Source organism: Pseudoxanthobacter soli DSM 19599 (assembly GCF_900148505.1).
GTDB classification, from domain to species: domain Bacteria; phylum Pseudomonadota; class Alphaproteobacteria; order Rhizobiales; family Segnochrobactraceae; genus Pseudoxanthobacter; species Pseudoxanthobacter soli.
Genome location: NZ_FRXO01000010.1, coordinates 76794 through 101913 on the forward strand (window position 1 = coordinate 76794; position 25120 = coordinate 101913).

Here is a 25120-nt window from a genome sequence, read left to right on the forward strand (position 1 = left end):
GAGCCATGAAGGCGGCAGCGGACGATGTGAGGGGCGGATCGCCGGTGCGCCGCGGACGGCGCCGTGCGCTTGGGAACGCCGCGGCCGCGACGGCGGTCGCCGTGATGCTTGCCGGGTGCGTCTCCAGCCCGCCGAAGGCGCTCTATGACCTCAGCGCCTCGACCGCGGCGCCCGCCGCGACCGCCACGCCGGCGGCACGACCGGCGGCGAAGGCGAGCCGGGTCCAGCTTCTCGTGCCCGAGCCGCGCGCGCTCGCCGCGCTCAACACCAATTCCATTGCCGCGAAATCTTCGCCGTCGGCGATCTCGTACTACCAGAACGTGCTGTGGGCGGACCAGCTTCCCCGGGTCGTTCAGGCGCGGGTGGTGGAATCGCTGGAGAATTCCGGCCGTGTCCACGCCGTCGGCGTGCCCGGTCAGGGCCTTCTCATCAACTATCAGGTGCTGATCGACATCCGCGCCTTCCAGCTCGACGCCTATCACGGGCGGCGCGGCGTGGTGGAGTTCTCCGTCCAGATTCTCGACGATGCCAACGGCCGCGTGGTCGCGAGCCAGGTGTTCCGTGGCGAGAGCCGCGCCTCCAGCGAGACCGCGGACGCCGCCGTCGCGGCGATGGATGCGGCGCTCGGCCAGGTGCTGGCTCAGATGGTGCCCTGGATCGACGGCGCAGTCTGAAGGCGGCCGGTGGCCGCCACGCGGCCGTCCGTTGCCCCCGCGACGGCGCGGTCGCTTGAGCGGGCGACGTCCCCGGTGGCATAAGGCCCGTCAGCCGGCCTGATCTCGGCCTGCCGCCCGGCAGGTCCTCATCCCGGCCGTTGGGTGATGCCGCCGTTCACGCGCGTTGTCGCGGCCGTCTTCGCCTGCATTCCACGTCGTCATCGAAGAACCTGCCTCCCGGGCCAGAGACTGCCGCCATGACCGCTTCCCCGACCGTTCCCGCGCCGTCCCGCGACTTTGCCTTCCTGGCCGCTCTTGCCGAGGCGGCGGGCGCGGAAGCGCTTGCCCACTTCCGGGTCGGCGTCGCCGCCGACAACAAGGCCGGGCCGGGCGCGTACGATCCCGTGACCGCTGCCGACCGCGGCGCGGAGGCGGCGATCCGCCGCCTGATCGAGGAGGCCTTCCCCGCTGACGGTATCATTGGCGAGGAGTTCGGCGCGGTCCGCGGCGGGGCCGAGCACACCTGGATCATCGATCCCATCGACGGCACGCGGGCCTTCCTCGCCGGTCTGCCGCTGTGGGGCACGCTGATCGGCCTCGTCACCGGCGACAGGGCTGCGCTCGGGCTGATGGCGCAGCCCTATATCGGCGAGGTCTTTCTCGGTGATGGCCGCAGCGCCGAACTGCGGCGGGGCGGCACGATCACGCCGCTGCGCAGCCGTCAGGATCGCGCCCTCGGCGAAGCCCTTGTGATGTCGACCTCGCCCCACCTGTTTCAGGGCGAGGAGGCCGCCGCGTTCGCGCGTGTGGTCGCGGCTTCACGCGATGTCCGCTATGGCGCGGACTGCTACGCCTATTGCATGCTCGCGGCCGGGCAGGTCGACCTCGTGGTCGAGACGGGGCTCAAGACCTACGACATCGCCGCGCTGGTGCCGATCATCGAAGGCGCGGGCGGCGTGGTGACGACGTGGGACGGCGCACCCGCCAAGGACGGCGGACGCATCGTCGCCGCCGGCAGCCGGGCGCTGCACGACGAGGCGATGGCCCTGCTGCGCGGCTAGAGCGCTTTCCGATGTGATGGACTCATCACATCGACCAGAAATCGCTCCAGATTCAAAGGCTTGAGCATATCCCGTTCAGATCGGTTCAATCCGAACGGGATACGCTCTGGAGCGCTTTTTCATCCGATTGAAGCGAAAAGCTGCTTCCACGCGGGAGCTTGAGCGGACCGGAAGGTCCGCGAGATCGCGTTCAGCCGCGCCCGCGTTCTCCGGCGGCCGGGCGCACCTGGCACTCGATCCAGTTGCGCAACTCCGTCAGCCTCACGTCCGGCTCCGTCAGCGAGGGGCCGAGGCCGTAGCGCCATGCGATGTCGCGGCGGCCGGGGGCGGCGGCCAGAGCCGTCAGGTCGCCCGTCAGCCGGTCGATGTCGTCCTCGCTGGCCGCGAAGCCTTCCGCGAGCAGGATCGGCCGATAGCGCTCCAGCGTCGCCACCACGTCGGTGAAGTCGTATTCCGGGTGGTATTGCACGCCCCAGAACACGCCGCTGCCGTGGCGGATCTCCGCGGCCTGCACGTCCGAGACGGCGTTGGTGGCGGTCACGGTCATGCCGGGCGGGCGGTCTGCGACTTCGTCCATGTGAACGGCGGGCGCGTCGAACGAGGCGCTGCGGCCGGCATGGAGCGGATGGCCGGCGCCGGCCGACGTGAGCGTGATGTGGCGGGCGAAACCGACCTCGCGACCCTTCGGGTTGGGCCGCACGCTGCCGCCGGCCGCGACCGTCGCGACCTGTAGCCCCCAGCACGAGCCGAAGAACGGAATGCCGGCGGCGAAGATCGCGCGTGCAAACGCGATCTGTGCCAGCGAGGCGTCCTCGCGCGCTTGTAGATATTGAGGGCCGAGCCGGTGATGGCGACGCCGTCATAGTCGGCGAGGGCCGCGCCAGGCAGGTTGGCACCGGGGTCCGCCGGATAGACGATATCGACCTCCGCACCGGGCGCGAGCGCCTTCAGGACGGAGGCATAGGTTCCGGACGGCGTCCGCCCGGTGAGGCGCTTCACGTGCTCCCGGTGGCTCGCCACGTTGCCTTCGGCGACGAGCAGGCGAAGCGCGGACATCGGTATCTCCTTGGACAGGCGGGGAGGGGAGGGGACGGGCAAGAAGGCTGCGGGACAGCGTGGCCGAAGCCGCGGCCGTGCGTTCGGATCGGTTGCGACCGGGCCGCCGGCCGGGAGCGCATCGGGCCTACCCAGCATAGAGAGCCCGATTCCCGATGACGTTCAACGGCGATTGTCCGGCCGTGGGGGACCGGTTAGGCCGCGCTGGCCGGGGGGGGCGAAACTCCGCGGAGGAAAGGCCGCCCGAAGAAAGGCCCCCCAAGAGAGGCACTCCCAAGACTAGGCGCCAAGACAGGCCGCAGACAGGCCGCAGACAGCCCGCAAGACAGGCTGCACGACAGCCCGCAGGCGATGACGATGGCGTTGGCGGGAGATCGCTGTGCCGGAGGGCCCTGAAAAGCAAAAGGCCTCGCCCCGTTTCCGGTGGCGAGGCCCCTTGATGGGCATGTCCGATTGGAGGCGCGGAGGATGCAGTCGTGCGCTGGGCTGAAAGCCGCTATTGGCCGAGTGTCCTATGCCGATCGCCCTATAATATGCCCCTGGTCAGATCCACGATCTGTTCCACTGCATTCTCTGAAGAAAAATCATTCGAGATCAAAGCTGATCTCGCCAGACCTCCGTCGAAGAGAAGTGGAGTTCAGCTTGAGAAGCCAGATTGTCAAAGTTTATCCGCGTGAGGCTCAGGTTTCCCGAGCCTGCGAGGATGTCCGAAACTGCGCCGGTGGCGTCATATTCCTAACCTCCTTGGCTATCAGCTTGCACCTTCAATATGGATCAGGTCCCGCGGGGAATCAAGCCGGCTTATGAGGGGGCGGCGAATCGGCCCCTGAAAACGAAAAGGAGCGCCCCGAGGGGCGCTCCGATCCGTGGGCATGGCTGCCGGTGAAGGGGAGGGGCGGCGTGCCGCCCGCAGCCCTCACGAGGAGTAGTACATGTCGTACTCGACCGGGTGCGGGGTCAGCTCGTAGCGCATGTTCTCTTCCATCTTCAGCTCGATGTAGGCATCGATCTGATCGTCGTCGAACACGCCGCCGGCCTTCAGGAAGTCGCGGTCGGCGTTGAGGGAGGCGAGCGCCTCGCGCAGGGAGCCGGCCACCGTCGGGATCTGCTTCAGCTCTTCCGGCGGCAGGTCGTACAGGTTCTTGTCCATCGGCTCGCCCGGATGGATCTTGTTCTTGATGCCGTCGAGGCCGGCCATCAGCATCGCGGCGAAGCCGAGATACGGGTTCGCCAGCGGATCCGGGAAGCGGATCTCCATGCGCTTCGCCTTCGGCGAGGTCGCATAGGGGATGCGGCAGGAGGCGGAGCGGTTGCGGGCCGAGTAGGCCAGCAGCACCGGAGCCTCGTAGCCCGGGACCAGACGCTTGTAGGAGTTGGTCGTCGGGTTGGTGAAGGCGTTGATGGCCTTCGCGTGCTTCAGGATGCCGCCGATATAGTACAGGCAGGTCTCGGAAAGGTCGGCATAGAGGTTGCCGGCGAACATCGGCTTGCCGTCCTTCCAGATCGACTGGTGGACGTGCATGCCCGAACCGTTATCGCCGAACACCGGCTTCGGCATGAAGGTCGCGGTCTTGCCGTAGGCGTTGGCGACCTGATGCACGACGTACTTGTAGATCTGCACCTTGTCGGCGTTGCGGACGAGCGTGTCGAACTTGATGCCGAGTTCGTGCTGGGCCGCCGCCACCTCGTGGTGGTGCTTCTCGACGGTCACGCCCATCTCGGCCATGACGGAGAGCATCTCGCCGCGCATGTCCTGCAGGGAATCGACCGGGGGAACCGGGAAGTAGCCGCCCTTGATACGCGGACGGTGACCGAGGTTGCCGGTCTCGTACTCGGTCCAGGTGTTGGTCGGGTGGTCGTTGGAATCGACGATGAACGAGGTGTTGAACGGCGTGGCCGAGAAGCGCACGTCGTCGAACACGAAGAACTCCGGCTCAGGACCGACATAGACCGTGTCGCCGACGCCGAGCGTCTTGACGTAGGCCTCGGCCTTCTTGGCCGTGCCGCGCGGGTCGCGGCTGTAGAGCTCGCCCGAGATCGGGTCGATGATGTCGCAGATCACCACGCCGGTCGACTGCGCGAAGAACGGGTCGGTGTGGAAGGTGGCCGGGTCCAGCATGAGGGTCATGTCGGACTCGTTGATGGCCTTCCAGCCCGCGATCGACGAACCGTCGAACGCAACGCCGTCGGCGAACATGTCCTCGTCGACCTGCGTGATGTCCATCGTCAGGTGCTGCAGCTTGCCGCGCGGGTCGGTGAAGCGCAGATCGAGGTACTTGATGTCCTTTTCACGGATCTGCTTCAGGACTTCGTCCGCAGTCGTCATGTTGTGTTCCTCAGATGTACGAACTTGCTGAAGGGTTCTGGTGGCCCGCCGTGAATTCAGCGTCCAGGCGGGCTGTCGAGCGCACCGGTCGGCCGCATGGATCGGGCCGTGTTCCGGAGGCGCCCGAAGGGGCCGGTTGTCCTCAGATGGCGTCGATCCCCGTCTCGCCGGTGCGGATGCGAACCGCCTCCTCAACGTTGGACACGAAGATCTTGCCGTCGCCGATGCGCCCCGTCGCCGCGGCACTGCGGATGGCCTCTATGGCCTTCTCCACCGTGTCGTCAGCGAGCACGACCTCGACTTTCACTTTGGGCAGGAAATCCACGACATATTCCGCGCCGCGATAGAGCTCGGTATGTCCCTTCTGCCGACCGAAGCCTTTGGCTTCCGTGACGGTGATGCCCTGCAGGCCGACTTCCTGCAGCGCCTCCTTCACTTCGTCGAGCTTGAAGGGTTTGATGATCGCTTCGATCTTCTTCATCGCCTCCCTCTTTGCGGCAATCTCAGCGGACCTGCGGAGGCCGCAGACCCTCAACTCCAGGCACCGGACCGGCGGATGCCAATCCTGTCTCAAACGCAATCCGCCAAACGGCGGGGCCGCGCAATGCGTCCCCGTGCCGCCAGGCAGGCCGGAAAGCCTCCGCAAGGACAACCTGGGCGGGTGCGCCCCGTCATGCCGTCCGCACAGGACAACCCCGCCCGATCGATCGAGACGAAGTTCCGTATCGCCGTTCGCGCCGCTTTGATGCATGGTCCGTGCCATGTCGGAACCGCGTCGTCCGGCGGGGCTCCGTTCCCTATGCCGTGCCGCGGTTCGTCGGCGGTCGCGAAGCGCCGCAGAAACGGGCAACGCCGCTCGCAACAGCGTTAACGCGCCGCCACCGCATCGAAGAATGGCTACAAAATGGGCGATCTGCCGCAAAAATAGGCCTGAGGTGAACATGCTGGAATTGCTCACGCCATCCGAGATGGGCGAGGCCGACCGCCTGACGATCGCGGCGGGAACGCCTGGCGCCGTGCTCATGGATCGGGCGGGGCTCGCGGTCGCCGATGCCGTGGCGACGCGCCATCCCCTCGGACACCGCATCGTCGTCGTCTGCGGCCCGGGCAACAATGGCGGCGACGGCTTCGTCGCCGCCCGGGTGCTCGCCGGGCGCGGCTACCCGGTGCGGCTGATGCTGGTGGGCGAGGCCGACCGGCTGAAGGGCGATGCCGCGGACGCCGCCGCCCGATGGCGCCAGCGCCTGCCGATCGAGCCGCTCGACAAGGCGGCGGTCGCCGCGGCCGACGTGGTGGTGGATGCGCTGTTCGGCGCCGGCCTCGCCCGGCCTTTGGACGGAGAAGCGGCCGAGGCGGTGGCGGCGATCAATGCCGGCCGGGGAGAGGTCGTCGCTGTCGACCTGCCGAGCGGCATCAACGGCGAGACCGGCGCCGTGATGGGTGTCGCGGTGAAGGCGGACGTGACGGTGACCTTCTTCCGCCGCAAGCCCGGCCATTTCCTGCTGCCGGGGCGCGAATATGCCGGCCGCGTGCGGGTGGCCGACATCGGCATCCAGCCGGACGTGCTGACGACGATCGGCGCCCGCTGCTTTCTCAACGCCCCGGGGCTGTGGCGCGAGCATTGGCATCCGCCCGCGGTTTCCGGTCACAAATATGTGCGCGGCCATGCTGTCGTCGTTTCCGGCCCGGTGGCGACGACGGGCGCGGCGCGGCTCGCGGCCGGTGCGGCGCTCAGGATCGGCGCGGGTCTCGTCACCGTCGCCTCGCCGCCGGACGCGCTCATCGTCAATGCCAGCCACCTCACCGCCGTGATGGTGCGCAGCGTCGACGGCGCCGAGGGCCTCGCCGGCCTGCTGGCGGACCATCGCCTCAACGCGGTCGTCATCGGCCCGGGGCTGGGAACCGGGCCGGAGACCGTCGCGCGTGTGGCTACCGTGCTCGACGGTCCCCGTGCCGTCGTGCTCGATGCCGATGCCCTGACCAGCCACCGCGACGACCCGGCCGGGCTGTTCGCCCGCATCGCGGGCCGGTCCCATCCGGTGGTCATGACGCCGCACGACGGCGAGTTCGCACGGCTCTTTCCCGACATCGCCGCGGCCGGCCTGCCGAAGACCGACCGTGCGCGGCAGGCGGCCGCGCGCTCCGGCGCCGTGGTGGTGCTGAAGGGCGCCGACACGGTGATCGCTGCCCCGGACGGCCGCACGGCGATCAACGACAATGCCCCGCCGTGGCTGGCGACGGCGGGGTCCGGCGACGTGCTGTCGGGCATCATCGGCGGCCTCGTCGCCGAGGGGATGCCGGGCTTCGAGGCCGCCGCCATGGGCGTCTGGGCGCACGGTGCGGCGGGCGAGCGGGCGGGCATCGGGCTTATCGCCGAGGATCTCGCGCCCGCGCTGCGCGATGTGCTGCGCGCGCTCGCGGCCGATGCCAGTTGACCGCTCATCCCGCGCGGGGCATCGCCGCTCGGGGCTTCCGGGCGGGCGGTGGCGATGATATGAGACGGCCTGCATCGCACCCGCCGGCCCGTCTTGCGTCCTTCGAAAGGACGCGGGACGCCGCGTCGGGTGTCGTGAGCGGGCGTGGTGGAACTGGTAGACACGCTGGATTTAGGTTCCAGTGGCGCAAGCTTTGGGGGTTCGAGTCCCTCCGCCCGCACCACCTGCCTTCGGCGGCAGCATCCGCCGTCCTCCGCGTCTGCGCTGCTCCGTTCCGCTTGCATCGTGTCGGCCCTGTTCCCATCTGCCGGTCACGTTGTCGCCAGCCACGGCGATCCCCCTGAGCGGGTGGGAAAACCGGCAAGCCGGAGCGGTTTCCTGCACCGGCGGAGCGGTCGGAACGCGAAGAAGTGTTGCCTTCCTGTGCAAGGGGCGGTATCGCGGCGGGCGAACCGGGGCCGCTTGCGGCCGGTCCGCGGTCGCGGCGTCGCGCGCAGTCCCGTCCGTCCGGCCTGTCCGGGCTGACGACCATGCACGGGCCGTCGATTTCGGAGCGACCTGCCGCCCGGCGGGACGCGGGATGCTCCGGATAGAACCGCGGCCAGATCGAACCACGAGCGCCCGCAGCGGACGCTCCATCGAGAAGAATACGAACCCATGAACGTCACCGAGACCTTGTCCGACGGCCTGAAGCGCGAACTCGCGGTCGTCATCCCGGCTGCTGAAATCGACGCCAAGCTCGCCGCCTACATGGACGACCTGCGCGGCCGCGTGCGCATCAACGGCTTCCGGCCGGGCAAGGTGCCGGTCGGCCACCTGCGCCGGCTCTATGGCCGCCAGGCGATGACCGAGATCGTCAACGAAGCCGTGACCGAGTCCGTGCGCCAGGCCGTCGCCGACCGCAACGAGAAGCCGGCGCTGCAGCCCGCCGTCGAGATCCCCGACGACAAGCTCGAGGCGATCCTGTCCGGCGGCACCGACCTCGCGTTCTCCATGCGCTACGAGGTCCTGCCGGAGATCGTCGTCGGCGACATCAAGTCGATCAAGATCGAGCGCCCCGTCGCCGAGGTGACGGAAGAGGAAGTCGATGCCGAGGTGGCCAACATCGCCAAGTCGGTGCGGCCTTTCGAGCCGAAGGAAGGCCCGGCCGCCGAGGGCGACCGCGTCACCATCGACTTCCTGGGCAAGCTCGACGGCGAGCCCTTCGAGGGCGGCGGCGCCGAGGACTTCGACCTGGAGATCGGTTCCAACCGCTTCATCCCGGGCTTCGAGCCGCAGCTCGTCGGCCTGTCCGCCGGCGAGGAGAAGGTCATCACCGTGACCTTCCCCGAGGACTACGGCGCGGCGAACCTCGCCGGCAAGGAAGCCACCTTCGACATCAAGGTGAAGGCCGTCGCCGCCCCGGCCGAGGTCAAGCTCGACGACGATTTCGCCCAGCGCTTCGGCCTGGAATCGCTCGACAAGCTCAAGGAAGCCGTGCGCGAGCAGATCTCCGGCCGCTATGCCGCCGCCAGCCGCCAGAAGGTGAAGCGCGCGCTGCTCGACGCCCTCGACGAGACCCACAAGTTCGAGGTTCCGGAACTGCTGCTGGAGACCGAAGTCGACGGCATCTGGCGCCAGTTGCAGGCCGACATGGCCCGCTCCGGCCGCACCTTCGAGGACGAGGACACCACCGAGGAAGAAGCGCGCGCGGAATATCGCCGCATCGCCGAGCGCCGCGTGCGCCTCGGTCTCGTGCTGTCCCATGTCGGTGAAGTCAACAACATCGAGGTGTCCGAGGAAGAAGTGCAGCGCGCCCTTCAGGACGAGCTGCGCCGCTACCCGGGCCGCGAGCGCGAGATCATCGACTACTACCGCAAGAACCAGGGCGCCGTGGCCGCGCTGCGCGCCCCGATCTACGAAGACAAGGTCGTCGACTACCTGCTCGAGCTGGCGACCGTCGACACCAAGACCGTCAGCAAGGACGAGCTGTTCGCTGAGGCCGAGGAAGACGAAGCCGCTGCGGCGTGATCGACCGACTGCCGCCCGGCGAACCCCGGGCGGCAGTCTCTCCGCCGTTATCCACCGTCTGTCCCTTCCGGTCCTGCAATCGTTGTCCTATATGACGGATGTGACGCAGTCCTGCGTCGTTCTCGTTGAAGCGGTTCGGCGCGCTGCCGCCATGACCCGCGCGGATCAGGATAAGGACGTTCCATGAAGGATCCCGTCGACACCTACATGAGCACTCTCGTGCCGATGGTGGTCGAGCAGACGAATCGCGGCGAACGGGCTTACGACATCTTCTCCCGTCTCCTGAAGGAACGAATCATATTCGTGACGGGGCCGATCGAAGACACGGTCGCGACGCTGGTGTGCGCCCAGCTCCTGTTCCTCGAGGCGGAAAATCCGTCCAAGGAAATTTCCCTCTACATCAATTCGCCGGGCGGGCTCGTGACCTCCGGCCTCGCGATCTACGACACGCTCCAGTTCATCCGGCCGGAAGTCTCGACGCTGTGCATCGGCCAGGCGGCCTCGATGGGGTCGCTGCTGCTGGCGGCCGGCAACAAGGACATGCGCTTCTCGCTGCCGAACGCGCGCATCATGGTGCATCAGCCGTCCGGCGGCTTCCGCGGCCAGGCGTCCGATATCATGCTGCACGCCAAGGAGATTCTGTCTCTCAAGCGTCGGCTCAACGAGATTTACCAGCGCCACACCGGCCAGTCGCTCGATGCGATCGAGGCTGCGCTGGAGCGCGACAATTTCATGACGCCCGACCAGGCGCAGGCGTTCGGCCTCGTCGACAAGGTCATCGTCGACCGTACCTCGCTCGAGGGGCCGGACCGCGCCTGACGCGGCGCACGGCTCTCGCTCGCGGCGGGGTGCCGCGAAAATACCCGGTTGGTGGTCCTTGATCTTTCGGCCCGGAGCGTGATTGCATCGCGGAACGGGTTGAGAACCGCAACCGGCGAGGCGTTTCCGCGGACTTGAAGGCCGTTGCCTCAGGCCTGGATCGCAAAGGCGTGCGCTGCACGGCAGCGCTGAACTCCCCCCGTGACCGGGACCGGGGATCGGGGGGCGTCCCACAGGGTCTCCGGCCGCCTGCGCAAGGCGGCCCGGAACAAGCCGGAGCCGGTCGGCCGATGCCGATCCGTCTGCCGGGCATGAGGATGAAAGCATGAGCAAGGTCAGCGGAAGCGACTCGAAGAACACCCTCTACTGCTCGTTCTGCGGAAAGAGCCAGCATGAGGTGCGCAAGCTGATCGCAGGACCGACCGTGTTCATTTGCGACGAATGCGTCGAACTGTGCATGGATATCATCCGCGAGGAGAACAAGTCCTCGCTGGTGAAGTCGGGCGACGGCATCCCGAGCCCCTCGGAGATCCGCAAGGTCCTGGACGATTATGTCATCGGTCAGGACCAGGCGAAGAAGGTGCTCTCGGTCGCGGTGCACAACCACTACAAGCGTCTGAACCACGCCGCCAAGAACAACGACGTCGAGCTGGCGAAGTCGAACATCCTGCTGATCGGCCCTACCGGCTGCGGCAAGACGCTGCTCGCCCAGACGCTCGCCCGCATCCTCGACGTGCCGTTCACGATGGCCGACGCGACCACCCTGACCGAGGCCGGCTATGTCGGCGAGGATGTCGAGAACATCATCCTGAAGCTGCTCCAGGCGGCCGACTACAATGTCGAGCGCGCCCAGCGCGGCATCGTCTATATCGACGAGGTCGACAAGATCTCGCGCAAGTCCGACAACCCCTCGATCACCCGCGACGTGTCGGGCGAGGGCGTGCAGCAGGCGCTGCTCAAGATCATGGAAGGCACGGTGGCGAGCGTTCCGCCCCAGGGCGGCCGCAAGCATCCCCAGCAGGAATTCCTGCAGGTCGACACCACCAACATCCTGTTCATCTGCGGCGGTGCCTTCGCCGGGCTCGAGAAGATCATTTCCGAGCGTGGCCGCGCCACCTCGATCGGCTTCAAGGCCCGCGTGCTGGCGCCGGAAGACCGCCGCACCGGCGAGCTGTTCCGCGTGGTCGAGCCGGAGGATCTGCTGAAGTTCGGTCTCATCCCGGAATTCGTCGGCCGCCTGCCGGTGCTGGCGACGCTGGAGGACCTGGACGAGCCGTCCCTGGTGCGCATCCTGTCCGAGCCGAAGAACGCGCTGGTGAAGCAGTATCATCGCCTGTTCGAGATGGAGGGCGTCGGCCTCACCTTCCACGAGGACGCGCTGCGCGCGATCGCCCGCCGGGCCATCGAGCGCAAGACCGGCGCCCGCGGCCTGCGCTCGATCATGGAGGCGATCCTGCTCGACACCATGTACGAGCTGCCGGGCCTCGAAGGCGTCAAGGAGGTCGTGATCTCCCCCGACGTGATCGAGGGCAAGGCGCGCCCGCTCTACATCTACGCCGATCGTGCGCCCGTTGCGGCGCCGGCTGCCGCTACCTCGGCCTGAGCGTTTCCGGCGAAGGCCCGCGGCCGCGCGGGTGGGACGACATCGAAGGGCGCCGCTGCGGAGATCGCAGCGGCGCCCTTTCCGTTTCCGGCAGGCGTTCCGGATATGTCTCGCCGGGTTCGCGCCACGGGCTTCGCGGCGAGCCGGCCGCGTGCCGGCCGAGCGGCGTGGAGAACGCGAGGGCGATGGGTGGCGGTTCTTGACACCGGGTAGGGGCGCGACCACCTAATGTGCTGTCACCCCGGCGCGGCCGGGCCGCGCGTGCCAGATGTGGGCGCGTGGTTTGGTCGGGGCGATGCGAAATCCGATCGACGGCCGTCCGGTCCTGCGCTTGGCCCTTCCGCCAGAGCGTTCCTCCCGACGAGACTGCGGACGGCCCCCATCGCATCGCTTGGATTTTCCCCGCTCTGGGGTACGCTGGCTTGGTTCGTGCTTGGTTACGGGCGAATCGGCCACGGCTCAGAAAGGACGGTCTCTCATGACCTCGATCGAAAATCGTCGCGCCGGAGCCAAAGGCGATCTCGAAGTGGTGCCTGTTTTGCCGCTGCGTGATATCGTCGTGTTTCCGCACATGATTGTTCCGCTCTTCGTCGGACGCGAGAAGTCGATCCGCGCCCTCGAAGAAGTGATGCGGAACGACAAGCAGATCCTGCTCGCCACGCAGAAGAACGCGGAGGATAACGATCCCGCGATCGATGCGATCTATTCCATCGGCACGCTGGCGACGGTGCTTCAGCTTCTGAAACTTCCCGACGGCACCGTGAAGGTGCTGGTCGAGGGCTCGTCGCGCGCCGGCATCGTGCGCTTCCGCGAGCGCACCGACATCTACGAGGCCGAGGTGGAGCGCATCGAGGATGCGATCCCCGATCCGGTCGAGGTGGAGGCGCTGGCCCGCTCGGCGGTGTCCGAGTTCGAAAATTACGTGAAGCTGAACAAGAAGGTTTCGGCTGAGGTCCTGGGCGCCGTCGGGCAGATCGAGGACTATTCGAAGCTGGCCGACACCATCGCCTCGCATCTCGCGGTGAAGATCCCCGAGAAGCAGGCGATCCTGGACCTGGCTTCCGTCGCCGAGCGCCTGGAGAAGGTGCTGGGCATGATGGAGAGCGAGATCTCGGTTCTTCAGGTCGAGAAGCGCATCCGCTCGCGCGTCAAGCGCCAGATGGAGAAGACCCAGCGCGAGTACTACCTGAACGAGCAGATGAAGGCGATCCAGAAGGAGCTCGGCGACGGCGAGGAAGGCCGCGACGAGGCGGCCGAGCTGGAAGCGCGCATCCGCAAGACCAAGCTCTCCAAGGAGGCGCGCGAGAAGGCGCTCGCCGAGGTGAAGAAGCTGCGCCAGATGTCGCCGATGTCGGCGGAAGCCACCGTCGTGCGCAACTATCTGGACTGGCTCCTGGGCATTCCGTGGGGCAAGCGCTCGCGCGTGAAGATCGATCTCGGCTATGCCGAGCAGATCCTCGACACCGATCACTACGGCCTCGACAAGGTGAAGGAGCGCATCCTCGAGTACCTGGCCGTGCAGAGCCGCGCGAACAAGCTGAAGGGGCCGATCCTGTGCCTCGTCGGCCCGCCCGGCGTCGGCAAGACCTCGCTCGGCAAGTCGATCGCCAAGGCCACGGGCCGCGAGTTCATCCGCATGCCGCTCGGCGGCGTGCGCGACGAGGCGGAAATCCGCGGTCACCGGCGGACCTACATCGGCTCGATGCCCGGCAAGATCGTGCAGTCGATGCGCAAGGCCAAGAAGTCCAACCCGCTCTTCCTGCTCGACGAGATCGACAAGATGGGCATGGACTTCCGCGGCGACCCCTCGTCGGCGCTCCTGGAGGTGCTCGATCCCGAACAGAACCAGGCGTTCATGGACCACTATCTGGAGGTCGAGTACGACCTCTCGAACGTGATGTTCGTGACCACCGCCAACACCCTCGACATCCCCGGCCCGCTGATGGATCGCATGGAGATCATCCGCATCGCCGGCTACACCGAGGATGAAAAGGTCGAGATCGCGCGCACCCACCTGCTGCCGAAGGCGGAGGCCGACCACGGCCTGAAGCCGAAGGAGTTCTCCGTCGACGACGGAGCGCTGCGCACCATCATCCAGCGCTACACCCGGGAAGCCGGCGTGCGCGGGCTGGAACGGGAACTGGCGACGCTCGCCCGCAAGGCGGTGCGTGACATCGTCGGCGGCGCCTCGGCCAAGACCGCGAAGAAGGCGGGCAGCCGGACCACAAAGCCGGTGACCGCCGTCAAGATCACGGCCAAGAACCTCGAGGACTATCTCGGCGTGCCGCGCTACCGGTTCGGCGAGGCGGAGCTCGAGGATCAGGTCGGCGTGGTGACCGGGCTGGCGTGGACCGAGGTCGGCGGCGAACTGCTGACGATCGAAGGCCTGATGATGCCCGGCAAGGGCAAGATGACCGTCACGGGCAACCTGCGCGACGTGATGAAGGAGTCGATTTCGGCGGCGGCATCCTATGTCCGCTCGCGAGCGATCGATTTCGGCGTTGAGCCGCCGCTGTTCGAGGAGCGGGACATCCACGTCCACGTTCCGGAGGGGGCGACCCCGAAGGATGGTCCGTCGGCGGGCATCGCCATGGCGACGGCGGTGATCTCCGTGATGACCGGCATCCCGGTTCGCCGGGACGTGGCCATGACAGGCGAGATCACCCTGCGCGGTCGCGTGCTGCCGATCGGCGGCCTGAAGGAGAAGCTGCTCGCCGCACTGCGCGGCGGCATCAAGACGGTGCTGATCCCCGCGGACAACGCGAAGGATCTCGCCGACATCCCGGACAACGTGAAGAGCGGGATGGAGATCGTCCCGGTCTCGCGGATGGACGAGGTGGTGCGCCGGGCGCTGGTTCGCGTGCCCGAGCCGATCGAGTGGCCGCGTCGTCCGGCCGCCGACAAGGCAGCCGTCCCGGCTGCCGAGGGTGACGTTTCGGCCGTCACCGCGCACTGAAAAATGGGCTGAAAGCCGCGGAAATCTCGGATTTCCGCGGCTTTTCGGCTTGCGTTCGTCACGAAATCCGCGCAGGAAAGCGGCATCGCGCCGCCGGCAGACTAGGTCGACGGGCGGTTGTCGGTGCAAAAGCCGCGCGCCCAGTGACCGCGCGGAAGAAAATCGAAGGTGATTGAATGACGAACGGCAAAGCGAATCGGTTCAGCAAGAACGAGCTGACCGCGGCGGTGGCCGAGAAGGCGGGCCTGACGAAGGCCGACGCTACGAAGGCCGTCGACGCCGCGTTCGACGCGATCGTCGAAGCGCTGGTGAAGGGCGATGAAGTCCGCATCGTCGGCTTCGGCACGTTTGCCGTCAGCGAGCGCGCCGCGTCCACCGGTCGCGATCCGCGCACGGGCGAGTCCATCGACATCCCGGCTGCGAAGGTTCCGAAGTTCAAGGCGGGCAAGCCGCTGAAGGACGCCGTCAACGCCTGACGCGTCTTCCGGCATTCGCCGAAGTGTTGCAGAGCCCCGCGCCGGACGGCGTCGGGGCTCTTGTCTTTTCCGAGCCCGTCTTCGTCCGGCTCTGTCTTGTCGGCGGCCATTGCCCGGCGTGTGTTGCCGGCCCTTCTGCGGCGGTCAGGCAAGGTCCGCGCCGAGAACGGCGCGCCAGTGCGCGAGCCGCTCTTTGAGCACGCGGTCGACGCTCACGGCCTCGATATCGTCGGGCAGGCGCTCCAGTTCTTCGAAGCTGAAGGCTTCGGCACCATGGGCGTTCCAGGCCGCCTGCATCGCAGGCCGTGTGCCGCTGCCGTTCGCCAGCGTGAACCACAGGCGATTGCGGATCGCGCCCACATCCGCCGTGCGCCCCACCCAGCACTTCCCTGCCGGCAGGCAACGCACGGCGTAGATCCCGGCGCGCGACTTGCGCTCCTTGTAGGCGGCAACGGCCGCTCTGCGTTCCTCGTGCTTCATCGTCGTTTCCATCTGGGGCGCAGCGGCGCCGGTGTCGCAATCCGGCCGATATACCCGGGTGATATTGACGAGGCAATTTTTATCCGGATAAATTTATCGCGGTGAGCCCGCCGTTATGATGTCGCCACCAGGGAGCCGACGATGACCGACCCGCTATCCCGCCCCGCGACCGCGTTCGAGGGCGGCTGTGCTGTCGCCCGGGGCGCGCTGATCGACGTGGCGATGGCGGTGAAGGCCCGGACGGAAGCGGACCCCGCAGCCACGCCGCTGGTGTTCGACGACGCGACCGGCGCCGTGATCGATCTCGACCTGAGAGGCGGCCGCGATGACATCGCGGCGCGGCTTTCCACGGGTGTCGTTCCGGGACAGACGCGAGCCGGCGCGAACGAACCGGGTCCGGCGGGCGGCAAGGGGAGGGGGCGGCCGAAGCTCGGGGTCGTCGCGCGCGAGGTCACGCTGCTGCCCCGGCAGTGGGAGTGGCTGGCCGCGCAGAAGGGCGGGGCGTCGCAGGCGCTGCGGCGGCTGGTCGACGACGCCCGCCGCCGCGATGACGGGCGCGACCGGGCCGCGACCGAGCGGGCCTACCGGTTCATGTCGGCCGCCGCCGGCGATCTGCCCGGTTTCGAAGAGGCGTCGCGGGCGCTGTTCGCCGGCGACCGCGCCCGGTTCGACGCTTCGACCGCCGGCTGGCCGGCCGATATCCGCATCCACGCGGCGCGGCTGGCGTGGGACGATCGCGACGGCCCGGCGCGCTGACGGCGGCGTCGCGCCCGGTATCGCTCGCGCAGGGGTAAATCGGGGTAGGTCATTGGCCGGGGCAGCGCGACATCGGTGGCGCGGAGCCCGGAAATGGTGGGCGGTGAGGGATTCGAACCCCCGACCCTCTGGGTGTAAACCAGATGCTCTAACCAGCTGAGCTAACCGCCCGCCGAACGCGCCCAGCCCGCGAGGGAAGGGCGCCGCTTCGAACGGATGCAACGGATAGGCATTGATTGGCGTTGATGCAAGGGAAGATCAGACCCCAAAAGGAGACCGTCACGATGATCAACCGTCGTTCCAAGGCCGCCCTCGCGCTCGCGGCCGGCATCGCCGCTTTCGCCGCCACGTCCGCGACCGTCCTCGCCGACAACCCGATGGTGAAGTCGGGCACCGTCAGCATCGACCAGACCCAGTTCGGCCTGATCATCAGCGGGCAGGCCGGCGGCGGCACCCTCGAATACAAGGGCAAGAGCTATCCCTTCACCATCGGCGGGCTCGGCCTCGGCAGCGTCGGCGTTTCCAACATCAAGGCCTACGGCACGGTCTACGACCTGCACAAGCTATCGGACTTCGCAGGCGTCTACGGCGCGCTTTCGACCGGCGTCGCCGCCGGCAACAGCGGCGAAGGCCAGATCATGCTGCGCAACGACAAAGGCGTCAGCCTCCGGCTCGAGACGCGCGAGAAGGGCCTGTCGCTCACCGCCGGCGGCAGCGGCGTCAACATCAGCCTGAAATAACCGCGGCACCCCCATCGGGCCTGCCGGCGCCGGAGCGGGCGGGGCAGGGGCCGCAAGGCTCCGCCCGTCCGGTCCGGCGCCTTGCTTTTTTCCGGCGTCGGGCTTATAGGAGCGCCCATTCCACACGTGGGGTTCAGGTCGTCCGGCTCGTCCGGAGGCCATCCGGTGCTCGATAAGAGCTCTCACACCCCACGGAGGCCAACCGGAAAAATGGAGACAAGAGCCATGGCTCTTCCCGATTTCACCATGCGCCAGCTGCTCGAGGCCGGCGTGCACTTCGGTCACCAGACCCACCGCTGGAACCCGAAGATGGCCCCCTTCCTGTTCGGGGTCCGCAACAACGTTCACATCATCGATCTCGCCCAGTCGGTGCCGCTGCTGCACCAGGCGCTGAAGGCGGTGAGCGACACGGTCGCCAACGGCGGCCGCGTGCTGCTCGTCGGCACCAAGCGCCAGGCCCAGGAGGCGGTTGCCGATTCCGCCCGCCGTTCGGCGCAGTATTTCGTCAACGCCCGCTGGCTCGGCGGCATGCTGACCAACTGGAAGACCATCTCGCTGTCGATCCAGCGCCTGCGCAAGCTCGAGGAGCTGCTCGGCGGCGACCAGCAGGGTCTGACCAAGAAGGAGCGCCTCAACCTCAGCCGCGAGCTGGAGAAGCTTGAGCGCAACCTCGGCGGCATCAAGGACATGGGCGGCGTGCCCGACCTGATCTTCGTCATCGACACCAACCGCGAGAAGATCGCGATCGAGGAAGCCCGTCGTCTGGGCATCCCGGTGGTGGCGATCCTCGATTCCAACTGCGATCCGGACGGCATCACCTATCCGATCCCGGGCAACGACGACGCCGGCCGCGCGATCACGCTTTATTGCGACCTGATCGCCCGCGCCGCCATCGACGGTCTGGTGCGGTCGCAGGGCTCGCTCGGCGTCGACATCGGCGCGGCCGAGGACCTGGTCGAGGAGCCGGCGCTCGCCGAGGCTCCGGCCGAGGAAGCCGAAGCAGCCGCGGAGTGAGGTGCCGGCGGCCGGGCTCCGGGTCTCACCGGAACGCGCCGGCCGCACGATCCCCGCTTCGCGCAACGGAAAGAGCGCGCTTCGGCATCTCTGCCGCGGCGCGCTTGCGTTTGACCGGGCCTTTCCGGTCTGGCGGCCCGCTCCAGCCGGGCAGATCGACGATGCTGGAACGAGTTCCCACGGCCCGCTGCGATATGAACGACATGGTCGCGGCTTAGGGTCGATACGATAGACGCCAACATTTCGAACGAGGCAATCGATGAGCATTTCCGCCCAGATGGTGAAGGAGCTCCGCGAGAAGACGGGCGCGGGCATGATGGACTGCAAGGCGGCCCTCATTGAAAGCGCCGGCGAGATGGAGGCCGCGGTCGACTGGCTGCGCAAGAAGGGCCTGTCCAAGGCCGCCAAGAAGGCCGGCCGTGTTGCCGCCGAAGGCCTGATCGGCGTCGCCTCCGCCGGCACGTCCGCCGCGGTGGTCGAGGTCAACTCCGAGACCGACTTTGTCGCCCGCAACGAGCAGTTCCAGTCGATCGTGCGCACCATCGCCGGCGTCGCCCTCGAGGCGCACGGCGACCGTGACCGCACCGCCGCCGCGACCTTCCCGGGCAAGTCCCACTCGGTCGATGAGGAACTGCGCGAGGCGATCGCCACCATCGGCGAGAACATGTCGCTGCGCCGCACGACCGCCCTCAAGGTCAGCGACGGCGTCGTCGCCACCTACATCCACAGCGCGGTGGCCGACGGCCTAGGCAAGATCGGCGTGCTGGTCGCCCTCGAGTCGACCGGCGACAAGGCCGCGCTGACCGAGCTCGGCCGCAAGGTGGCGATGCATGTCGCCGCCACGAGCCCGCTCGGCCTCGCCGCCGAGGACATCAGCGACGATGTCGTCGCCCGCGAGCGCAACGTCTATGCCGACCAGGCCCGCCAGTCCGGCAAGCCCGAGAACATCATCGAGAAGATGGTCGAGGGCCGGATGCGCAAGTTCTACGAGGAAGTCACCCTGCTGAAGCAGGCCTTCGTGCTCGACCCGGAGAAGACGGTGGAAGCCGCCGTCGCCGAGGCCGGAAAGGCCATGGGCGCTGCGGTGAAGGTGACGGGCTTCGTGCGCTACGCCCTCGGCGAAGGCATCGAGAAGGAGACCTCGGACTTCGCCGCCGAGGTCGCTGCCGCGGCCGCCGGCTGATCGAAAATTATCCCGGGCGGCGGTCGTCATGACCGCCGCCCGGTTTTTATTGCGGCATCCGCCGCCGCTCGCACCGGACCGGTGCCGTGGCGAGGCGGGGCCCCCCGATCGGCATCGGGCCTGCCGTCCGTCGCGTTCTCCCGTCTCGACCGTCCCGGCCATCGTCGTTGCGCAGCGTGTTGTCGCGCCCGGCGGCGCGGCGTGTGGGGCTGCTTGCGGCTACAGCGGCTGTTCGCGACCCGGCGTCGCGCGGCGGTTCCTTCCGAAGCGGCGGGAACGGAGCGGGCCCGCACGGGTGCGGCGCACGCGTCAGCGCCCGGTTCACCTGCATTCCCCGAGCATGTCCCGTTGAGATTGAACCGATCTGAACGGCAAGGATATGCTCAAGATTTTGAATCTGCAGCGATTTCTTGTCGATCCGAGGATTCCATCGGATCGGAAGGCGCTCTCAGCGCGCCCCCGGTCGGCGCCGATCGTCCGATCGAAGCGGGAGCGCCCGTAGATCAATCGACCGGAACCGGCTTGCGCTTCGTGAAGCGCGCGCGGGATCCGAACCCGAGCACCGAGAGGATGAAAGCGACATGAGCACCGAACCCAAGCCGGATCTGCGCTGGAAGCGAGTGTTGCTGAAGGTCTCGGGTGAAGCCCTGATGGGCGACCAGGGCTTCGGCATCGACACGCGCACGCTCGACCGGATTGCCGACGAGGTCGCCCAGGCGGTCGCCATCGGCGCCCGGATCGGGCTCGTCGTGGGCGGCGGCAATTTCGTGCGCGGCGCGCGCATCGCCGCGGGCGGCGTCAACCGCGTCGCCGGCGACCACATGGGCATGCTCGCCACCGTCATGAACTGCCTTGCGCTGCACGACGCGCTGACCCGCCGCGGCGTCGATGCGCGCGTGGTCTCCGCCCTGACCGTTCCGGCGGTTTGCGACACCTTCACCCAGCGCGGCGCCCAGGAGCACATGGATGCCGGCCGCGTGGTGCTGTTCGCCGGCGGCACCGGCAACCCGTTCTTCACCACCGATTCCGGCGCGGCGCTGCGGGCGGCGGAGATGGGCTGCGACGCGCTGCTGAAGGGCACCAATGTCGACGGCGTCTATTCCGCCGACCCGAAGCGCGATCCGAACGCGGTGCGTTACGAGCGGTTGACCCATCAGGAGGTGCTCGCGCGCGACCTTGCGGTGATGGACGCCGCCGCAATCGCACTTGCCCGCGATAACGCCATTCCTGTAATCGTGTTTTCGATCCAGCAGCCGGGAGCCTTCATCGAGGTTCTCTGCGGCCGGGGCCGGGCGACGATCGTCGACGGCTGAGCGTTTGCCGGCGTGTGGCCGGCATCGGATTTCCAGCCCGGTGGCGCGGGTGCCGTAACGGCGCCGCCACGGGGCGGCAGGACAGGTGAGGATATGTCATGGCCAACGACGCACTCGATCTCGCGGGTATCAAGCGGCGGATGCAGGGCGCGGTCGACGTTCTGAAGAACGAACTGTCGGGGCTGCGCACCGGCCGGGCATCGGCCAGCCTGCTCGATCCGATCGTGGTCGACGTCTACGGCAGCTCCATGCCGCTCAACCAGCTCGCGACCGTCAGCGTGCCCGAAGCGCGCCTGATCAGCGTTCAGGTGTGGGACCGTTCCACCGCCGGCGCCGTCGAGCGTGCGATCCGTGAATCGAGCCTCGGGCTCAATCCGGTGGTCGAAGGCACTTCGATGCGGATTCCGATCCCCGAGCTCAATGCCGAGCGCCGCCAGGAACTCATCAAGGTCGCGCACAAGTACGCCGAGGCTGCCCGCGTCTCGATCCGCCACGTGCGGCGGGACGGCATGGAAAGCCTGAAGAAGCTCGAGAAGGATGGCGCCGTGGGCCAGGACGAGCAGCGCGTGCTCTCCGACAAGGTCCAGAAGCTGACGGACGAGTCGATCACCGACGTCGACCAGCTGCTCGCCCACAAGGAGAAGGAGATCGCGCAGGTCTGATCCTGCGCGCGCTCCGGTTTGAAGTCACGACGTTTCCGATCGGCTGCGGGGCAGGGGCGGTGCCTGCGCTGGACGGAAGCGCAGAGGCGGCGCACGAATGGTCGTGGGCGCCGGAACGGATTGCGGGGCGATCCCGTCGGCACGGAATTCGGGAGGGACAGCCTTTGACGCGGATGCCCGGCGCCGCTGCGGCCGCCATCGCAGGCGCGGACTTCGGTCCTGCCGTCGTGCCCTGCCACGTCGCCATCATCATGGATGGCAACGGGCGTTGGGCAAACGCCCAGGGCCTGCCCCGCATCGAAGGTCATCGCCAGGGGGTGGAGACGGTGCGCCGCACCGTGCGCCATGCGCGCAAGCGCGGCATCCGCTTCCTCACGCTGTTCAGCTTCTCCTCCGAGAACTGGTCGCGTCCGAAGGAGGAGGTCACCTTCCTGCTCGGCCTTCTCAAGATGTTCATTCGCCGCGATCTCGCCGAACTCGACAGCGCCAATGTGCGCGTCCGCGTCGTGGGCGAGCGTGAGGGCCTCGGCGAGGAACTCTGTGCGCTCCTGGACGAGGCCGAGGCGACGACGCGTTCCAATACTGGCCTGACCCTCGTCATCGCGTTCAACTATGGCGCACGAAACGAGATCGTCCGCGCGGCGCGCGCGCTCGCGGCGGCGGTCGCGGCCGGTGAACTCGCGATCGGCGACATCGACGAAGCCGCCATCGCCGCCCGCCTCGACACCGCCGAAATTCCCGACCCCGACCTCGTGATCCGCACCAGCGGCGAGATGCGGCTGTCGAATTTCCTGCTGTGGCAGGCCGCTTATTCGGAACTTGTTTTCGACGCCGTGCATTGGCCTGAGTTCGACGACGCGGCGTTCGACCGCGCACTCGAGGAGTTCGCAGCACGCGACCGGCGTTTCGGCGGCTTGTCCGTCCGGGCCGGCGCGTGAGCCGCACGGAGCAGCGCATCATGCCCACGGTCCGCACCGACGCGGGCATACCCGGCCGCAACGCCAAGAAGGGCGCGGCTGGCAAGAATCGCTCTGCGGGCAAGAACAGGTCTGCGGGCAAGAATGGCGCGGCTGATAAGAATGGCGCGACGGGAAAGTCCGCAGGCCGCGGCGGACGCAACGGCCGCGGCCGTGAGCTGGTGCTGCGGATCCTGTCCTCCCTCGCCCTCGGCCCGCTCACCCTCGTCCTGATCTGGTTTGGCGGCCTCGGCTTCGATCTCCTGATCGCCTGCCTCGCCGTGGTGGTGTGGGTGGAGTGGGTGACGATGGTCGCCGGCGGACGCGAGCGGGCTGGCGTCGCGCTCGGCGCGGTGGTGCTCGTTGCCGCTGCGGCCACCCTGGTCTTCGTCGGCCCTCTGCAGGCCGGTATCGTGATCGTCGCCGGCGCTGCTGCCGCGGCAGGGTTGTTCGCGCTGCGGGCGGGGGCGCATCGCCGCCGCGCCGCGGAAGCCGGGCGCGAGAACGCCACGGCCGGGATCGCCGGGCTGCTCGCCGGCTTCGGAATGCTCTATGCGGCGCTGCCGCTGGTGTCCCTTATCCTGCTGCGCAGCGATCCAGAGGGCCGCTTCGCGATCTACTTCCTGTTCCTGGCGGTGTGGGCGACGGATATCGCGGCCTACGCTGGCGGACGGGCGATCGGCGGCCCGAAATTGTGGCCCGCGGTCTCGCCCAACAAGACCTGGGCCGGGGCGATTTCCGGCGTCGCCGGCGCGGTCATCATCTCTCTCGGGCTGACGCTCGCCTGGGGGCATTCCGTCGGCATCGGCACGGCTGCGATCGCCGCGCTGCTTTCGGTCGCGAGCCAGCTTGGCGATCTGGCGGAATCGGCGGCCAAGCGCGGCTTCGGCGTCAAGGACAGCGGTCATATCCTGCCCGGGCACGGCGGCGTTCTCGACCGTGTTGACGGGCTGATGGCGGCGTCGGTGGTGGCCGCCGCGATCGCACTGCCCCGTCTCATCGCCGGCTGAGGGCGGTTCCTCCCCAAACACGCCGCATTGGCGGTGCATCGAAGGCGTCTCGACCCGTCTGCGCCAGTGCGGCTGGTGGAGAAAGGGCCGTGCGTCTCGGTTCTGTGATTTCGCAGCGCGGCAAATCACATTAAGACACGCAGGCATTGGATTATTCTGATGCGCGCGGCGTCCGGCGGGATGCCCGGCGCGGCTGGCGAAGCAGGAGCGGGTGCGGAAGATGGAGCTGATCGGCGGTCTCGGGGCTGGAATTGTCGGCTACGTCGTGCCTTTCCTGTTCGTGCTCACCATCATCGTGTTCTTCCATGAACTCGGCCATTTCCTGGTCGCGCGCTGGTGCGGCGTGAAGGTCGATGCCTTCTCGATCGGATTCGGCAAGGAACTCATCGGCCGCACGGATTCGAAGGGCACGCGCTGGAAGCTTTCGGCGATCCCGCTCGGCGGCTACGTCAAGTTCGCCGGCGACGAGAACGCCGCGAGCGTGCCGGATCGTGCCGCCATCGAGGCGATGAGCGACGAGGAACGCCGTACCAGTTTCGCCGCAAAGCCCGTCTGGCAGCGTGCGGCGGTCGTGGCGGCCGGGCCGATCGCGAACTTCCTGCTGGCGATCGTCATCTTCGCGGTCCTGCTGTCCGTCTACGGCCGCCCGGTGACGGAAGCCCGCGTCGACGGGCTCGAGCCCGGCGGCGCGGCTCAGACGGCCGGCTTCGAGATCGGCGACGTCATCGTCGCCATCGACGGGCAGCCGATCGATTCCTTCGGCGGCGTCCAGCGCATCGTCAGCACCTCGGCCGGCGAGACGCTGGCGGTGATGGTCGAGCGCGGCGGCGAGAAGGTGATGCTGAGCGTCGTGCCGCGCGCGACCGAGATGACCGACCGGTTCGGCAACGTGCAGCGCATCGGCGTGCTCGGAATCCGCCGCGACGTGTCCGCGGGCGGAATCACCACCCAGACCTATTCCGTTCCCGAGGCTGTGGTCGAGGGCGTGCGCGAGACGTGGTTCGTGGTCGACCGCACCGTGGACTATATCGCCAAGGTCGTGACCGGGCGGGAGAAGGCCGATCAGCTCGGCGGCACCATCCGCATGGCGGAGGTCTCCGGCCAGGTCGCCCGAGAGGGCATGGTGGCGCTGCTCAACCTCGCCGCGGTGTTCTCGGTCAGCATCGGCCTCCTGAATCTGCTGCCGGTGCCGATGCTGGATGGCGGCCATCTCGCTTATTATGCTATCGAAGCGGTGCGGCGGCGTCCGCTGAGCGCGAAGGCGCAGGACGTGGGCTTCCGAATCGGACTGGCCCTCGTGCTGCTCCTGATGGTGTTCGCCACCTGGAACGACATCGTTCACCTGACGATGCGTCAGGCGGGCGCCTCCTGATACCGATGCCGCGCTCCCCGCGCGGCGTTTTCCCCAAGGCCGCCGTCCGCCGCCTCCCACGGCCCGCGGCGGCTTTCCGGGGAATTTTATGGCAGCGTGACCGAACGGCAACGCATTGAAGCCATTCGTTCACCTTGAACTCGACCTTGTATTGCCTCGGTTTGGAAAGCCTGCGATACCGAGACTTGGCTTATAAGATCGTGGCGTACCATGCCGGTGCGCTGCTCGTGAGATCC

21 protein-coding genes and 2 tRNA genes are annotated in these 25120 nt (G+C 67.9%); 18 read left to right on the forward strand and 5 right to left on the reverse strand.

The features are described from left to right. Positions 1–5 precede the first annotated feature (5 nt). Both BUF17_RS18720 and hisN read left to right on the forward strand, forming a co-directional pair. The gene (locus tag BUF17_RS18720) at positions 6–674 is read left to right on the forward strand and encodes an ABC-type transport auxiliary lipoprotein family protein (protein ID WP_175563747.1); all 669 of its coding nucleotides are present in this window, start codon (positions 6–8) and stop codon (positions 672–674) included. A gap of 239 nt (positions 675–913) precedes the next feature. After that, on the forward strand, positions 914–1717 hold the full coding sequence (gene hisN, locus BUF17_RS18725; RefSeq protein ID WP_073631588.1) for a histidinol-phosphatase: 804 nt from the start codon (positions 914–916) through the stop codon (positions 1715–1717). Positions 1718–1907: 190 nt separating this feature from the next. Here hisN and BUF17_RS18730 read toward each other — a convergent pair whose 3' ends face one another. The 3 genes from BUF17_RS18730 to BUF17_RS18740 form a co-directional block, all read right to left on the reverse strand. Continuing rightward, positions 1908–2519, reverse strand: a complete 612-nt coding sequence (locus tag BUF17_RS18730; RefSeq protein WP_342186244.1) for a type 1 glutamine amidotransferase — start codon at positions 2517–2519, stop codon at positions 1908–1910. Positions 2520–3689: 1170 nt separating this feature from the next. Further along, a complete protein-coding gene (gene glnA, locus BUF17_RS18735) occupies positions 3690–5099 on the reverse strand; it encodes a type I glutamate--ammonia ligase (protein WP_073631589.1) in 1410 nt (469 codons plus the stop codon). Between the two features lie 142 nt (positions 5100–5241). Then, positions 5242–5580, reverse strand: coding sequence for a P-II family nitrogen regulator (locus BUF17_RS18740; protein ID WP_073631591.1), 339 nt, complete (start codon positions 5578–5580; stop codon positions 5242–5244). A 460-nt stretch (positions 5581–6040) separates the two neighbouring features. On the opposite strand from BUF17_RS18740, the gene BUF17_RS18745 reads away from it, so the two are divergent. From BUF17_RS18745 to BUF17_RS18775, 7 genes are all read left to right on the forward strand, one after another. Next, positions 6041–7534, forward strand: coding sequence for an NAD(P)H-hydrate dehydratase (locus BUF17_RS18745; protein WP_244530953.1), 1494 nt, complete (start codon positions 6041–6043; stop codon positions 7532–7534). 138 nt (positions 7535–7672) lie between these two features. Then, positions 7673–7757, forward strand: a tRNA-Leu gene (locus BUF17_RS18750). Between the two features lie 434 nt (positions 7758–8191). Next, a complete protein-coding gene (gene tig / locus BUF17_RS18755; RefSeq protein WP_073631593.1) occupies positions 8192–9544 on the forward strand; it encodes a trigger factor in 1353 nt (450 codons plus the stop codon). 183 nt (positions 9545–9727) lie between these two features. Continuing rightward, the gene (locus BUF17_RS18760) at positions 9728–10363 is read left to right on the forward strand and encodes an ATP-dependent Clp protease proteolytic subunit (RefSeq protein ID WP_073631595.1); all 636 of its coding nucleotides are present in this window, start codon (positions 9728–9730) and stop codon (positions 10361–10363) included. A 325-nt stretch (positions 10364–10688) separates the two neighbouring features. Further along, positions 10689–11966, forward strand: coding sequence for an ATP-dependent Clp protease ATP-binding subunit ClpX (gene clpX, locus BUF17_RS18765; RefSeq protein WP_073631596.1), 1278 nt, complete (start codon positions 10689–10691; stop codon positions 11964–11966). A gap of 478 nt (positions 11967–12444) precedes the next feature. Then, positions 12445–14922 (forward strand): endopeptidase La, encoded by a 2478-nt coding sequence (gene lon, locus BUF17_RS18770; protein ID WP_073631598.1) that lies wholly within the window; start codon positions 12445–12447, stop codon positions 14920–14922. A gap of 176 nt (positions 14923–15098) precedes the next feature. Then, positions 15099–15398: an HU family DNA-binding protein gene (locus tag BUF17_RS18775; RefSeq protein ID WP_073631600.1), complete on the forward strand. Its 300-nt coding sequence runs from the start codon at positions 15099–15101 to the stop codon at positions 15396–15398. A gap of 144 nt (positions 15399–15542) precedes the next feature. Here BUF17_RS18775 and BUF17_RS18780 read toward each other — a convergent pair whose 3' ends face one another. Beyond that, positions 15543–15878, reverse strand: coding sequence for a GIY-YIG nuclease family protein (locus BUF17_RS18780; RefSeq protein WP_073631602.1), 336 nt, complete (start codon positions 15876–15878; stop codon positions 15543–15545). A gap of 141 nt (positions 15879–16019) precedes the next feature. On the opposite strand from BUF17_RS18780, the gene BUF17_RS18785 reads away from it, so the two are divergent. Continuing rightward, positions 16020–16634 (forward strand): DUF2239 family protein, encoded by a 615-nt coding sequence (locus BUF17_RS18785; protein WP_073631604.1) that lies wholly within the window; start codon positions 16020–16022, stop codon positions 16632–16634. A gap of 94 nt (positions 16635–16728) precedes the next feature. Here BUF17_RS18785 and BUF17_RS18790 read toward each other — a convergent pair. Continuing rightward, a tRNA-Val gene (locus tag BUF17_RS18790) sits at positions 16729–16805 on the reverse strand. 113 nt (positions 16806–16918) lie between these two features. Between BUF17_RS18790 and BUF17_RS18795 the strand changes: the two genes are divergently transcribed. The 8 genes from BUF17_RS18795 (at position 16919) to rseP (ending at position 24884) form a co-directional block, all read left to right on the forward strand. Then, the gene (locus tag BUF17_RS18795; RefSeq protein ID WP_073631606.1) at positions 16919–17374 is read left to right on the forward strand and encodes a hypothetical protein; all 456 of its coding nucleotides are present in this window, start codon (positions 16919–16921) and stop codon (positions 17372–17374) included. 225 nt (positions 17375–17599) lie between these two features. After that, the gene (gene rpsB, locus BUF17_RS18800) at positions 17600–18388 is read left to right on the forward strand and encodes a 30S ribosomal protein S2 (protein WP_073631608.1); all 789 of its coding nucleotides are present in this window, start codon (positions 17600–17602) and stop codon (positions 18386–18388) included. Positions 18389–18647: 259 nt separating this feature from the next. After that, entirely contained in the window at positions 18648–19571 is a 924-nt protein-coding gene (gene tsf / locus BUF17_RS18805; RefSeq protein ID WP_073631610.1) for a translation elongation factor Ts, read from the forward strand. 581 nt (positions 19572–20152) lie between these two features. After that, positions 20153–20884, forward strand: coding sequence for a UMP kinase (pyrH, locus tag BUF17_RS18810; protein ID WP_073631612.1), 732 nt, complete (start codon positions 20153–20155; stop codon positions 20882–20884). A 98-nt stretch (positions 20885–20982) separates the two neighbouring features. Next, positions 20983–21546, forward strand: a complete 564-nt coding sequence (frr, locus tag BUF17_RS18815; protein WP_073631614.1) for a ribosome recycling factor — start codon at positions 20983–20985, stop codon at positions 21544–21546. A gap of 173 nt (positions 21547–21719) precedes the next feature. Then, a complete protein-coding gene (locus BUF17_RS18820) occupies positions 21720–22484 on the forward strand; it encodes an isoprenyl transferase (RefSeq protein ID WP_073631616.1) in 765 nt (254 codons plus the stop codon). Positions 22485–22504: 20 nt separating this feature from the next. Then, positions 22505–23512: a phosphatidate cytidylyltransferase gene (locus tag BUF17_RS18825; RefSeq protein WP_084564920.1), complete on the forward strand. Its 1008-nt coding sequence runs from the start codon at positions 22505–22507 to the stop codon at positions 23510–23512. Positions 23513–23732: 220 nt separating this feature from the next. Then, the gene (gene rseP, locus BUF17_RS18830) at positions 23733–24884 is read left to right on the forward strand and encodes an RIP metalloprotease RseP (protein ID WP_073631618.1); all 1152 of its coding nucleotides are present in this window, start codon (positions 23733–23735) and stop codon (positions 24882–24884) included. Positions 24885–25120 lie beyond the last annotated feature (236 nt).